This window comes from Pseudoalteromonas sp. OF7H-1 (assembly GCF_022347825.1).
In the GTDB taxonomy this organism is placed as follows: Bacteria; Pseudomonadota; Gammaproteobacteria; order Enterobacterales; family Alteromonadaceae; genus Pseudoalteromonas; species Pseudoalteromonas maricaloris.
This window is the reverse complement of record NZ_JAKRFX010000002.1, coordinates 355883-369056: the sequence shown is the minus strand read 5'-3', so window position 1 is coordinate 369056 and position 13174 is coordinate 355883. Positions and strand designations below refer to the sequence as shown.

The following is a 13174-nucleotide window of genomic DNA, read 5'->3' as shown; positions in this document are numbered from 1 at the left end:
ATTGAAATGAGAGTTTCAACCCTTTATTGCGGCAATTTTTTGAATTCTGACAAGATGGCTTCGATCTTTGAATCCGCAGGGCAAATGACGCAAAAGCGACTTTGATATTCTCCTTTGGAGAAATACGGTACACTGAGCACCACTACGCGATGTAAACCGAGCATGCTTAGCTCTTCACCAAGTAACACGGATACACCGTCTTTAAACGCCAAGCGGTCTTCAACTTGGTCTAAAAATCCGACGCCAAGATTAATCTCTCTATCCAACTCTAAGCGGTTATATAAGTAACGCTCGCCGACAACAATCGCATTATCTGAGCCTAATTGCTGACTTAACTGCTTGGTCCACTGGGCCAAAATATGATGACAACTCGGTGGTGCACTGTGCGCCATGGCGCGCATTCGGTGCAACCCTTCAACTAAAGTTTGTTGACTGAATACGGTATTCATCCAAGCCGCAAACTGGTATCGCAACGCGTCGGAGTCATCTACGGGTTTATCAATACAAATATTGTGTGACTGCCCCGCTCTGTCTAACAGCAGAACCAGCCAATTTTTACGATCAAAATCGAGCACTTCCACACGGAACATTTGTTTGCTGCTAACTTGTGGTAATCCCACGCAGCAACAGACCTGAAAGTTTTGGCTCAATAAATGTGCAAAAGAGACTATTGCGGATTGATCAGGTTGCCAATGAACGGCAACATCAGCCAGAGGAAAAAACTCCTGTAGCCAGAATTTTACACCTTGATCGGTGGGCACGCGGCCAGCTGACGTGTGCGGCGAATACAATAAGCCTTGACTTTCAAGTCTTGCCATTGCATTGCGTACGGTTGCAGAACAAATAGCAAGGCCGTCCTGCTTTGCTATTTTGCTGGATGCAACAGGCTGCCCTTCACCATTACAATAATGGCGCATGACCGCACACAGAATTTGTTCATCTCTGGGATTTAGTTTCATAATTATTTTAATATGGGTGTCAATTGCCAGTTTCAAGCGCTACGCTTTTAATATAATCTTGCAACAAAGATACCAAGGACAAATGACTGAATGACGACCACGTTTAACACCATCGGCTTAATTGGCAAACCCAACCACGAAGGCGCGGGGACGACCTTACAACGACTCTACACATTTTTGCAAGCATTAGGATATGAAGTACTCGTAGAAGATCGCGTTGCGGAGCAAATAAAGTCGTTAGACGAAGACGCTGTTGTCGAGTTAGTTGAACTAGGTAAACGTTGCGATCTTGCTATTGTTGTTGGTGGTGACGGTAACATGCTTGGCGCAGCAAGAGTACTGGCTCGTTTTGATGTCGCCGTGATTGGAGTTAACCGCGGTAACTTAGGCTTTTTGACAGATTTGAACCCCGAAGGCTTCGAACCGCAGCTAGAAGCGGTGTTGAGCGGCCAATTTATTGAAGAGTCGAGATTTCTGTTGGAGGTGGCAGTATACCGACATCACCAACTTAAAAGTGCAAATTTAGCAATGAACGAAGCCGTATTACACGCTGATAAAGTTGCGCATATGATTGAATTTGAGGCTTTTATCGATGACGACTTTGTATTTTCTCAGCGCTCAGACGGTTTAATTGTCTCGACGCCAACGGGGTCAACCGCTTACTCGCTTTCGGGTGGTGGGCCTATTTTAACCCCCGAACTCGACGCTATTTCACTGGTGCCTATGTTTCCGCATACTTTATCTAGCAGGCCTCTGGTAGTGGACGCAGAAAAGGAAGTCAAACTCAAGTTAAGTCAAGAAAACACCGATAGCTTACAAGTAAGTTGTGACAGTCATGTTGTACTGGCAGTGCTACCTGGTGACGAAGTTATCATCAAAAAAGCGGAGAAAAGACTAAGATTGATCCATCCCAAATGCTACTCCTACTACAATGTTCTTAGACAGAAATTAAATTGGGGCAGTAGGCTTTACTAAGCACGCAAAGTTACGCAAAATAACCTTGGTTAAATTTTCTAATTTAGGTAAATAACAATAAAATGGCTTACGTTGTATTTTTCACATTGGCGCTGCTTATCACTATACTTTCAGTGTATTTAGTGATTGAAAATAATAGAAGAAAAGCCCGTGAAGCGGAAAAAAAAGCCTTTAACGATCGTTTAAAAGTGATTAGTAGCAACTTTAAGCTTAAAGTTACTGAGTTCGTTGAAGCGAAGATTTTAAGGCCAAAATACGCACCGCAGATCAATGCAATTGTTGGCAACTTTTTTGTTGTTCAAACGCACTCGGAAGAGAACTTGGCGCAACTGGAAAAAGTGTCTGAGTTATTTATCTATTCAGTGACAAACGAGCTCAATAAGTGTCGCTCAAATGGCAATATGGATTTGCTTGCTGAGCAATTACAATATTTTGTTGCTGAATTACCCACGGCGGGCATTGCCTATAATCGTGACTTCTATCGCGAGATGCTTCCAGCTCTCATTGCACGCATTCAAACACCTGATACACCAGCAATACAGCAAGATGAAGATGTGCTGGATTCGCAAGAGCTAGGTGATTCAGAGCCATCCAACCAACAAATGCAAGCAGCCTTAGTAAAAGAGCACGCCATAGGTTAATCTTGCTATTATTTTTAGTAAAATTTTTTGATTTGAGTTGCTAAACAATAAAATACTGTATAAATTAACAGTAATTTTCTGTTAGGGTGTACAGTATGCTTTTAGCTTTAAATGTTCAAAATTTTGCTATTGTTAGTGCGCTAAATATTGACTGGCATTGCGGCATGACCGCAATTACAGGTGAAACTGGCGCGGGTAAGTCTATTGCAATCGATGCGCTTTCTTTATGTCTCGGTGAGCGTGCTGATCCTTCTGCTATTCGTCCAGGTACCGACAAAGCAGATATCTCTGCTCAGTTTGATGTTTCAAATCTTCCTGCTGCCAAACGCTTTCTAACGGAGCATATGTTAGATAACGAAGAGAATGAATGTATTCTTCGTCGTGTTATTAGTAAAAGTGGGCGTAGTAAAAGCTACATCAATGGCTCCCCTGTCACTGCTGGCCAGCAAAAGGAGTTAGGCCAACATCTTATTGCTATTCATGGGCAACACGCCCATCAGCTTCTGCTAAAGCCAGAATATCAACTGCACTTGCTTGATGCTTACGCAAGCCACACGACGTTGCTACAAGCAGTTAAGGGCCAATATAATCACTACCATAAACTGCAAAAAGAATATGCCGAACTACAAAAGTCACAACAGGCACAAGCCGCAAAAAAACAACTTCTTGAGTACCAAGTAGCAGAGCTTGACGAATTTGCCCTACAAGAAGGCGAATATGAAGATATTGAGACCGAACACTCACGCCTAAGCCATAGCCAAACCATTTTAGAACAATGCCATCGTGAGCTTTCTCGCCTTTATGAAAATGACGAGCAGACTGTGCTATCGCAACTACAACAAAGTGCACAAGTGTTTTCTGAACTCACCAGTTTTGACAAAACCCTTGAGAATATTGCGCAAGTGCTTGAAGAAGCTGCAGTACAAGTGGAAGAAGCAAGTAGAGAGATCCGCAGTTATTCCGATTCAGTCGAACAAGATCCAATGCGATTACAAGAGCTAGAAGATAGACTCTCTCAAGCTCTAGATTTAGCTAGAAAACATCAAGTTCAGCCTGAATTGCTATATCAGCACCATCAAGCACTGCAACACGAGCTTGAGTCTATTAGCTCTGATTCTGCACGACTGGATGCACTAGAGGAAGAAATTGCTGAAGCCATCAACGCTTATAACCAAGCTGCACTAGGATTAAGTCAAAGCCGCCAGCAAGCCAGTACATCTCTAAACGAACGTATTTCGGCAAGTATGAAAGAGCTTGCGATGGGTGATGGTCAATTTGAGATCCAGTTAACGCCTAATCTTGGCGCAAAACCGAGCCCTCTTGGGTATGACCACATTGAATTTTACGTCTCGACTAACCCAGGACAACCTTTACAGCCTATGGGCAAAGTTGCCTCGGGTGGTGAGCTATCTCGGATAAGCTTAGCCATTCAAGTGATTATCGCAACACGCGTCACGACACCCACTTTGATTTTCGATGAAGTTGATGTTGGGATCTCAGGTCCAACAGCTGCAACCGTAGGTAAATTGCTACGCCAACTTGGTCAGTCCACGCAAGTTATTTGTGTTACCCACTTACCGCAAGTGGCATGCAGTGGTCACAATCAGTTCTTTGTCGCAAAACGGGTAGAACATGGCGAAACCTTTACCAAAATGACCCCAATGGCACAAAGCCAACGCATTGATGAAATAGCAAGGTTAATTGGTGGGGATAAAATAAGTGACACGACAAGAGCCAGTGCAAAGGAGTTATTACAAGTACAAAGTGCGTAAAACATTCAGCACCTATCATCATTCCTGACAGGTTATGTTTGTAGACAACCCATAAACATAGCCTGTTAGCAAATACGAAAGGCAATTTTATGTGATGTAACATGATTAACGGTAAACGTAGTTATGCCACTCTGTATGTAAAAACTCCGCCGTACATCCAGCTAAGGCGTTTTCAAGACTCAATGGTGACTCGCTTTGGGCTATCGCCTCTAAATAACTTTGCCTTTGAGATATTGCGGTTAAAATTGGTTCCATACCAGAAATTGGATTACCATGAGAGAGCAGTAAAGTGAGATCGGCATACTTTTTTAATTTTTCTAGGGAATTAAAATGTGCTCGAGCTCCACTAATATGGACCGCAGGCAGAAGCGCCTCTCCCTCGTTTGATGTCATGATATCATCAGCTACATGAATATATTTATCATTAATGATGGTGTATAAACCACATTCTACATGTCCAGTAATCAACTCAAATTTAAGCTCGAACTCACCGAAATGTAGCACAGAGTTTTCATGCAGCTCATTAAGCCCCTCAAAATAGTGATGCTTCTCTTTAGCAGTATACTTATCTAATGTGTTTTTATAATGATGATTTCCAAACAGTTTTGGTCCTGCAAGCGCTGGCAACCCAGAGATATGATCCGGATGAAAGTGTGAAAATAAAACTTGTATTATGGTGATATCGAGACTGTTTAGATCTTCGCGAACAGCTTGTCCATGCGCTTCAAAGCCAGTGTCAAGCAGCATGGCGGTATTGTTGTGAATAAATGCATAGATATTGTAGCCAACATGATCCCCAGCAAAAGGAGGAAATTGATAGAGATATAAATTCGTCGTTATTTTGGTTTTGTGCATTCTTTATTTTTCATTCCTTTTTATTTTTCTTTTATCGAGCTTAATGCGAACGTCACAAGGACGCCACATTGAAACCCTGAAGCTTTGCCACCAAACTTTGAGCCAACTTTACCCAAAGCGGTTCCATGAATGCTACATTAAATCAGACCGTTTTACGTTTTATTTTTCAAGGTTGAATTGAATTGCTGCACGGATCAATGTACAAAAATGGGCTTCATTGATGGTGTCCTGCTGTTTAATATCAATCGCCCGTCTAGTGTTACCAGCAAACCCTGTATTGAATAACTGGTGCTCATCTTCAAACTTTGCGCCATATGCAAAGGTAAGTTTGACCTTATCTTTGTATACTTCGCCCGTGCAGATCATGCCAGCTTTTGACCATACGGGCACTCCTGTTGGGTTGCTCGGCTTACGCCATTTGATATCTTCCTCTACATCTTTATCAACACTTAGGATCAGACTTCTGATCTGCTGCAATACCGCCGCACGCCAATCGTTTACACTCGCTATCTTTGCAGTGACCGCATCAGCGCCTGAGTTTATCGTTTCATTCATGATCTTTCCTTAATATTATTGATAAATACATGTTAAGTGAAATTAAGTTAGCGGCTAACAAGGGTCTGTTGACCTTTGCTGTTTGATTTTTGTTCTTCTGAGTGCGTTTTGGTCGCGACGCTCGACTTGCCGCCTAGTAATCTAGGTAAAAGTTGAGCAACAATGAACAAAGCACACTCAGGTGAACACAAAGGGCAGCGCTTGATTGGCATTTCTACTGTGTTCTCGCCTGACTCACATAGAACAACTATGCTACGCAGACTCTGCCTTGTATAAACACCAATCAAACTGCTGCAAAAACAAACTTAAAAGATAAACAGTCCCTACACAAAATTCAAATAAAAAACCCCAGCTACAACGAATGTAGTTGGGGTTTGTGAACGACAAAAGCATTAAACTTCTAAATAGTCCAAAATGCCTTCAGCGGCGTTGCGGCCTTCAAAAATCGCCGTTACCACTAAATCAGAACCTCGTACGGCGTCACCACCAGCAAAGATTTTCGGATTACTTGTTTGATGTGTAAATGCGCCTTTTTCTGGCGCAACAATGCCGCCCCAGTGATTTATTGCGACATCGTATTGTGCTAACCAGTCAAGGTTGTGTGGCTTAAAACCAAATGCCATGATCACCGCGTCGGCTTCTAGTGTATGCTCAGAGCCTTCCACAGTTTCAGCACTACGGCGACCATTTTTGTCAGGTTCACCTAATTGTGTTTTCACCATTTTAACGCCCGTGACTTTACCTGAGCTGTCGACCTCAATACCAACTGGCTGTAAATTGAATCTAAATTCAACCCCTTCTTCTTTGGCATTTTTAACTTCTCGAACGGAGCCTGGCATGTTTTCTTCATCACGGCGATAAGCACAGATCACGGATTGCGCATGTTGTCTGACTGACGTTCTAACACAGTCCATCGCTGTGTCCCCACCACCTAGTACCACTACGCGCTTCCCAGCCATGTTCACATAGCTATGCTGACTTTCGTCATAGCCCATAACTCGGTTGGTGTTACCAATCAAAAATGGTAGCGCATCATAAACACCATCGGCATCTTCATTTTCAAGATTACCTTTCATGCTTTGGTACGTCCCCACACCTAAGAATACGGCGTCATATTGCGACAATAACTCGTCCATTGAAACATCACGACCAACCTCGGTATTGAGTTTAAACTCAACGCCCATTTCGGTGAAAATCTCGCGACGGTTTTCCATTACCGATTTTTCTAATTTGAATGACGGGATCCCAAAGGTCAGCAAACCGCCAATTTCAGGGTTGCGGTCATACACCACAGGGCGCACGCCGTTTCGCACTAGAATATCCGCACAACCAAGCCCCGCCGGGCCCGCACCTATGATTGCGACTTTCTTATCGGTCCAAGTAACGTAAGAAAGATCAGGCTTCCAGCCCTGTGCAAACGCCGTATCGGTAATATATTTTTCAATATTTCCTATGGTCACTGCACCAAACTCTTCGTTCAGCGTACACGATCCCTCACAAAGCCTATCTTGCGGACATACTCGCCCACACACTTCAGGCAAACTATTGGTACGGTGAGATAGCTCCGCTGCCTCAATGATTCTGCCCGTACGAATAAGTTTGAGCCATTGCGGAATATAGTTGTGAACTGGACACTTCCATTCACAATACGGGTTACCACAATCTAAACAACGGTCGGACTGTGAATGAACTTGCTGCTCAGAAAATGGCTCATAAATTTCAACAAAAGATTGCTTACGCGTAGAAATAGGCTTTTTGCGCGGATCTACACGTTGTACATCGATAAATTGGTAAACGTTCTCGCTCATTGCTCTCTCCTACTGCGCCTGAATTCTTAGCTCAGCGCTACTACGCGCTCGGTGGCCAAGTAAACTGTTTAAATCGCTCGACTTTGGCTTTACCAATTTAAACATTGGCAAATACAACTCAAAGTTAGCTAAGATCTGCTCAGCTCGAGTTGAGCTCGTTAAATCTAGATGCTCTGCAATCAAACCGCGTAGATGCTCTTGGTGCGATGCCAGCGCTTTGAGGTCTACCAGCTCGACCAACTCAGGGTTGATCCGCTTATCAAAATCACTTTCTTCATCAAGTACATAGGCAAAACCACCGGTCATGCCTGCGCCAAAGTTAACGCCAACTTGACCAAGCACACACACCACGCCTCCCGTCATGTATTCGCAACCATTATCACCAAGCCCTTCAACAACCGCTTGTACACCCGAGTTACGCACAGCAAAGCGCTCGCCTGCTCGGCCTGCAGCAAACAATTTGCCGCCAGTCGCGCCATATAAACAGGTGTTACCAATGATAGCCGCCTGATGAGAGGCAAAGCTTGAGCCGACAGGAGGACGCACGACTAGCTTTCCACCAGCCATCCCTTTACCAACGTAATCGTTAGCATCACCGACTAATGTCATTTCAAGGCCACCGGCGTTCCAAACCCCAAACGATTGCCCTGCTGTACCATGTAACTCAAGTGCGATTGGATCCGCTGCCATACCTTGGTTACCATGCTTGCTGGCGATATAACCAGACAACATTGCACCGATAGAGCGATCCGTATTGGATATACGGCTCACCAGCGAGATACCTGTCATTTCGTCGATTGCCGTCTTCGCTTTCGCAAGTAAACTTTCGTTCAACGCACCACTGTAATGTGACGGATTGGTATGGGTGCAATACAGCGCTTCATTTGACGGATTGTTCGGCTTCGCTAGAAGCGGACTTAAGTCGAGTTTTTTCTGCTTCGCAGTATTACCTTCAATAGCTTCAAGTAAATCCGTTCTACCAATCAAATCGGTGAGTTTTGTGACTCCCAAAGCCGCCATCAGTTCACGAGCCTCTTGCGCAATAAACTTAAAGTAGTTCATCGCCATTTCTGGTAATCCGTGATAGTGCTTTTGACGCAGCGTATCATCTTGCGTCGCAACACCGGTTGCACAGTTATTAAGGTGACAGATCCGCAGGTATTTACAGCCAAGCGCCACCATAGGGCCGGTACCAAAACCAAAGCTCTCAGCACCCAAAATTGCTGCCTTAATAATATCTAATCCGGTCTTTAAGCCGCCATCTGTTTGCAACCTAATGCGGTGGCGTAGACCATTTTCAACCAACGCCTGTTGCGTTTCAGCAAGGCCAAGCTCCCACGGGCTACCTGCATATTTTACCGATGTCAGCGGACTCGCCCCAGTCCCACCGTCATAACCGGCAATGGTAATGAGATCGGCATACGCTTTAGCAACACCAGTCGCAATCGTGCCAACACCTGGTTCTGAAACCAGTTTGACCGAGATCATCGCTTCAGGGTTGACCTGTTTGAGGTCAAAAATAAGCTGAGCTAAGTCTTCAATCGAATAAATATCGTGATGCGGCGGCGGCGAAATCAAGGTAACACCAGGAACCGAATAGCGTAACTTCGCGATATAAGGGGTGACTTTTTCACCCGGCAGCTGACCACCCTCGCCCGGCTTTGCCCCTTGCGCAACTTTGATTTGAATAACGTCAGCTGAACGTAAATAGTGTGGTGTCACACCGAATCGGCCAGAAGCAACTTGCTTAATACGCGAATTCTTTTCTGTACCAAAACGTAGCTTATCCTCACCACCCTCACCAGAGTTAGAGCAACCGCCGAGGCGATTCATCGCAATCGCTAACGCCTCATGTGCCTCCGGTGATAAAGCCCCGATACTCATCGCGGCTGAGTCAAAACGTTTGTATAGCTCAGTCGCAGGCTCAACGTCGTTGATGTCGATTGCTTGTTGCGCCGTATTAAGCTTAAGCATATCTCGCAGATTCGTAATTGGACGGTTATTTACCAGCTCCGCATATTTAACGTAGTCTTGATAGTTACCCGAACGAACTGCGGTCTGCAAAGTTTGCACGACATCAGGGTTATACGCATGATATTCACCACCATGCACATACTTTAATAATCCACCGTGTGATAGTAGTTTGCGCTTGCTAAATGCCAATTTATTGAGTTGTTGTTGCTCCAAGGCAAAGTCGTCAAAACACGCACCTTTAATACGGTTCGCAACTCCTTTGAAGCACAATTCAACCACCTCATCGGATAAACCGACGGCTTCAAACAACATCGAACAACGATAGGAAGCAATGGTGCTGATCCCCATCTTCGACATGATCTTGTATAAACCTTTGTTAATCGCGCCGCGATAAGACAAAGTCACCTCGCGGTAAGACTTTTTAATGATCTTCTTATCACACATTGCAACAAGGGTTTCGTAAGCTAGATAAGGATAAATCGCTGTTGCGCCAAAACCTAACAGAACAGCAAACTGATGCGGATCTCTTACGCTACCTGTTTCAACCAAAATATTGGTATCGCAACGCAGGTTGCCATCCACCAGTCGCCTTTGTACTGCCCCCACGGCCATCGCCGCTGGGATAACTTGTTTACCTGCAGCAATTTCTCGGTCACTGAGCACTAACATCACGCACCCGGAGCCTGCTTTTGCAACAGCTTCATCGCAAATACGCTTGATTGCATCTTGCAAAGACTCTTCAATCTCGTAAATCAATGAAATTTTACACGCACAGTAATGGTCATCATCGGCGGTTAATAGCTGCTGCATATCAGAATAAGTCAGTACCGGCGAGGCAAACTGCAAACGTTTAGCATGACCTGTGGTTTCGTTAAAAACGTTTTGCTCGCGACCAATACAAGTCGCCAGTGACATTACATGATTTTCTCGTAACGGATCGATTGGTGGGTTCGTGACCTGAGCAAACTTCTGGCGGAAGTAGTCAAATATTGAACGGTGTCCTTCAGATAGCACTGCAAATGGCGTATCGTCACCCATTGAACCAGTTGCTTCTTGGCCATTTTCGCCCATCACACGGATCACTTGGTCGAGCTCTTCGTTGGTATAACCAAACTGCTTCTGATAGGTCAACAAGGTTTCATCGTCAAGATCGCGCTTGCCAGCCGCTTTTTCATCTAGTGCTTCAAATGGCGTTAAACGCTTAACGTTTTGCTCAAGCCAAGTTTTGTATGGATGTCTGGATTTCAAATCTTGATCGATTTCATCGGACTGCCAAATCTTGCCATGTAAAGTATCAACCACCAGTAATTCACCTGGACCCACGCGACCTTTTTCGATAACTTCATCTGGCGCGTAATCCCAAATGCCCACTTCCGAGGCAAGCGTAATAAAGCCGTCTTGTGTGATCACATAACGGGCAGGACGAAGACCGTTACGGTCCAAATTACAGGCAGCAAAGCGCCCATCAGACATTACGATGCCAGCTGGTCCATCCCACGGTTCCATATGCATGGAGTTAAAGTCATAGAATGCGCGTAAGTCTTCATCCATGGCGCGATTTTTTTGCCATGCAGGTGGTACTAACATACGCATAGCGCGGAATAAGTCCATGCCACCAGCTAAAAATAGCTCTAGCATGTTATCTAAACTAGACGAGTCAGAACCCGTTTCATTGACAAACGGTGCCGCATTTTGCAAATCTGGTAACAACGGTGACGCGAACTTGTAAGCACGTGCCCTCGCCCACTGACGGTTACCTTCAATGGTATTGATCTCACCATTGTGAGCTAAATAGCGGAATGGTTGCGCCAACGGCCATCGAGGCTGTGTATTGGTTGAAAAGCGCTGATGGAATACACAAATCGCACTGGTCATCCGCATATCAGCAAGATCCGTATAAAAATTCGGTAGATCCGCCGGCATCATTAAGCCTTTGTAGATAGTCACTAAACCAGACAAACTACAAATATAAAACTGCTCATCTTGCTCTAAACGCTTTTCAATGCGTCGTCTTGCTATATATAGACGACGCTCTAAATCTTTAGGACGCCACCCTTCAGGAGCACCGACAAAAACCTGTTTAAACTGCGGTAATTGTGCTTTAGCGATAGGACCTAACATAGATGGATCGGTGGGTACTTCACGCCAACCTATGAGCGTCAGTGTTTCTTTTTCTAATTCTTCACTGATCACTTTTTCAGCCGCAGCTGCAAGCTCATGGTCCTGATTTAAAAATAGCATACCTACCGCATAGTTTTTGCCCACATGCCAATCGTTTTCAGCTGCGACGGCACGGAAAAAACTATCCGGTTTTTGTAATAACAGTCCACAACCATCACCGGTTTTGCCATCAGCAGAAATACCACCTCGGTGCTGCATGCGGTCTAAACCTGTGATTGCTGTACGGATCAGTTTGTGACTCGGCTGACCGCTTACATGCGCAATCAAGCCAAATCCACAGTTATCTTTTTCTAATTTTGAGTCGTATAACATAGACTCCTCCCCTTGCTACAACGGCCAGCTCATGACGGTACGACGAAATGCTGGCAGGTATTCAAAATTAGCCTTGATTGAAAGTAGAGTCAACACAAATATGAATACATATTCATAAACTTGAATATTTCTCATTGGTAAGACAAGTTAGCCAAAATCGTAATAAATTTGCCACTTTGAAAATAGTGAATATAAATTTGTAAAATGACACCGGTATCACACCAATAAAAATGCAACGAGACACAACCGAAAGCAAACGTTTACGTAAACGTAAACCAAGGTAAAAATGAATAATTATTCACTTTTTGGGTTTTATAGAACTCAATATCGAAGCACGTTCGATTACACTGTTTATATAGATATGCAAAACAGAGAGCGTTTTTAGCTTGACGCTAACGTCAACTTGAGTTGATAAAAATAAGCGAGTAGCTCTAAGTTAGATAAACGCGAATAGCGTTAATGAAAGTGTAGATATCTTAAATTCAATGAACTTGCTGGTTTTCAACCAAACATCAGACAAAAAGACTTGCTAAGAAAAGTAGGTAGGAAGATATTAGAAGATTTTTTAAAAAATAAAGCATGGCAGAGTATCGACTCTGCCATAAGCGGTTAGCTTATTCCGCTGCTGCTTCGTCTTTCTTATATTTAGCTGCTGTTTCAGCAATAAGAGGTTGAAGCTCACCTTTTTGGAACATCTCAATGATAATGTCACAACCACCGATTAACTCACCTTCTACCCAAAGCTGAGGGAAAGTTGGCCAGTTCGCATAATGTGGTAGTTCAGCACGAATGTCTGGATTTAATAAAATGTCAACATAAGCAAACTGCTCACCACACGCCATCAAAGCCTGAGATGCCTGCGAAGAGAAACCACAGTTAGGGAGTTTTGGCGACCCTTTCATATATAGGATGATTGGATTTTCTTCGATCTGCTGTTTAATCTTGTCAATAGTTTCCATTAGTTACCTCAAAATGACGTTTCGTCCAATGCTTATCAATATTTAGTTTAGCATCGGCGTTTTAGCTTGCTACTCACTTTAACAACACCTGTTGCATTCATAATGCCAAGCTTTAAGCAGCGATAGAATCTCGGGATACATGGCTAAAATAAGCATGACCGCCTGTCATGATGTTCTACACTT

The 13174-nt window shown here is 44.0% G+C and carries 9 protein-coding genes; 3 read left to right on the top strand and 6 right to left on the bottom strand.

What is annotated here, in order from left to right:
- Positions 1 to 23: 23 nt before the first annotated feature.
- Complete coding sequence (locus tag MHN30_RS03755) at positions 24 to 959, bottom strand: HrcA family transcriptional regulator (RefSeq protein WP_205992066.1); 936 nt, start codon at positions 957 to 959, stop codon at positions 24 to 26.
- Positions 960 to 1049: 90 nt separating this feature from the next.
- On the opposite strand from MHN30_RS03755, the gene nadK reads away from it, so the two are divergent.
- The 3 genes from nadK to recN all read left to right on the top strand — a co-directional run bounded on the left by nadK (position 1050) and on the right by recN (position 4347).
- Positions 1050 to 1934: an NAD(+) kinase gene (gene nadK / locus MHN30_RS03750; protein ID WP_130164442.1), complete on the top strand. Its 885-nt coding sequence runs from the start codon at positions 1050 to 1052 to the stop codon at positions 1932 to 1934.
- A gap of 62 nt (positions 1935 to 1996) precedes the next feature.
- Positions 1997 to 2575 carry a hypothetical protein gene (locus tag MHN30_RS03745; protein WP_130164443.1) on the top strand — a complete coding sequence of 193 codons (579 nt, stop codon included), beginning with the start codon at positions 1997 to 1999 and terminating at the stop codon, positions 2573 to 2575.
- A gap of 95 nt (positions 2576 to 2670) precedes the next feature.
- Positions 2671 to 4347, top strand: a complete 1677-nt coding sequence (gene recN, locus MHN30_RS03740; RefSeq protein WP_239358375.1) for a DNA repair protein RecN — start codon at positions 2671 to 2673, stop codon at positions 4345 to 4347.
- 105 nt (positions 4348 to 4452) lie between these two features.
- Here the strand turns inward: recN and MHN30_RS03735 are convergent, their stop codons facing one another.
- The 5 genes from MHN30_RS03735 to MHN30_RS03715 form a co-directional block, all read right to left on the bottom strand.
- Positions 4453 to 5202 carry an MBL fold metallo-hydrolase gene (locus MHN30_RS03735; RefSeq protein WP_130164445.1) on the bottom strand — a complete coding sequence of 250 codons (750 nt, stop codon included), beginning with the start codon at positions 5200 to 5202 and terminating at the stop codon, positions 4453 to 4455.
- Between the two features lie 159 nt (positions 5203 to 5361).
- Positions 5362 to 5757: a DUF1801 domain-containing protein gene (locus MHN30_RS03730; RefSeq protein ID WP_045990550.1), complete on the bottom strand. Its 396-nt coding sequence runs from the start codon at positions 5755 to 5757 to the stop codon at positions 5362 to 5364.
- A 392-nt stretch (positions 5758 to 6149) separates the two neighbouring features.
- Positions 6150 to 7565, bottom strand: a complete 1416-nt coding sequence (locus MHN30_RS03725) for an FAD-dependent oxidoreductase (protein ID WP_239358373.1) — start codon at positions 7563 to 7565, stop codon at positions 6150 to 6152.
- A 9-nt stretch (positions 7566 to 7574) separates the two neighbouring features.
- Positions 7575 to 12032: a glutamate synthase large subunit gene (gene gltB, locus MHN30_RS03720; protein WP_069019924.1), complete on the bottom strand. Its 4458-nt coding sequence runs from the start codon at positions 12030 to 12032 to the stop codon at positions 7575 to 7577.
- Positions 12033 to 12646: 614 nt separating this feature from the next.
- The gene (locus tag MHN30_RS03715; RefSeq protein WP_010375406.1) at positions 12647 to 12991 is read right to left on the bottom strand and encodes a Grx4 family monothiol glutaredoxin; all 345 of its coding nucleotides are present in this window, start codon (positions 12989 to 12991) and stop codon (positions 12647 to 12649) included.
- Positions 12992 to 13174 lie beyond the last annotated feature (183 nt).

Coding starts and splice junctions, on each gene's coding strand:
- MHN30_RS03755 (WP_205992066.1), bottom strand. CDS start 959: ATGAAACTAAATCCCAGAGATGAACAAATTCTGTGTGCGGTCATGCGC.
- nadK (WP_130164442.1), top strand. CDS start 1,050: ATGACGACCACGTTTAACACCATCGGCTTAATTGGCAAACCCAACCAC.
- MHN30_RS03745 (WP_130164443.1), top strand. CDS start 1,997: ATGGCTTACGTTGTATTTTTCACATTGGCGCTGCTTATCACTATACTT.
- recN (WP_239358375.1), top strand. CDS start 2,671: ATGCTTTTAGCTTTAAATGTTCAAAATTTTGCTATTGTTAGTGCGCTA.
- MHN30_RS03735 (WP_130164445.1), bottom strand. CDS start 5,202: ATGCACAAAACCAAAATAACGACGAATTTATATCTCTATCAATTTCCT.
- MHN30_RS03730 (WP_045990550.1), bottom strand. CDS start 5,757: ATGAATGAAACGATAAACTCAGGCGCTGATGCGGTCACTGCAAAGATA.
- MHN30_RS03725 (WP_239358373.1), bottom strand. CDS start 7,565: ATGAGCGAGAACGTTTACCAATTTATCGATGTACAACGTGTAGATCCG.
- gltB (WP_069019924.1), bottom strand. CDS start 12,032: ATGTTATACGACTCAAAATTAGAAAAAGATAACTGTGGATTTGGCTTG.
- MHN30_RS03715 (WP_010375406.1), bottom strand. CDS start 12,991: ATGGAAACTATTGACAAGATTAAACAGCAGATCGAAGAAAATCCAATC.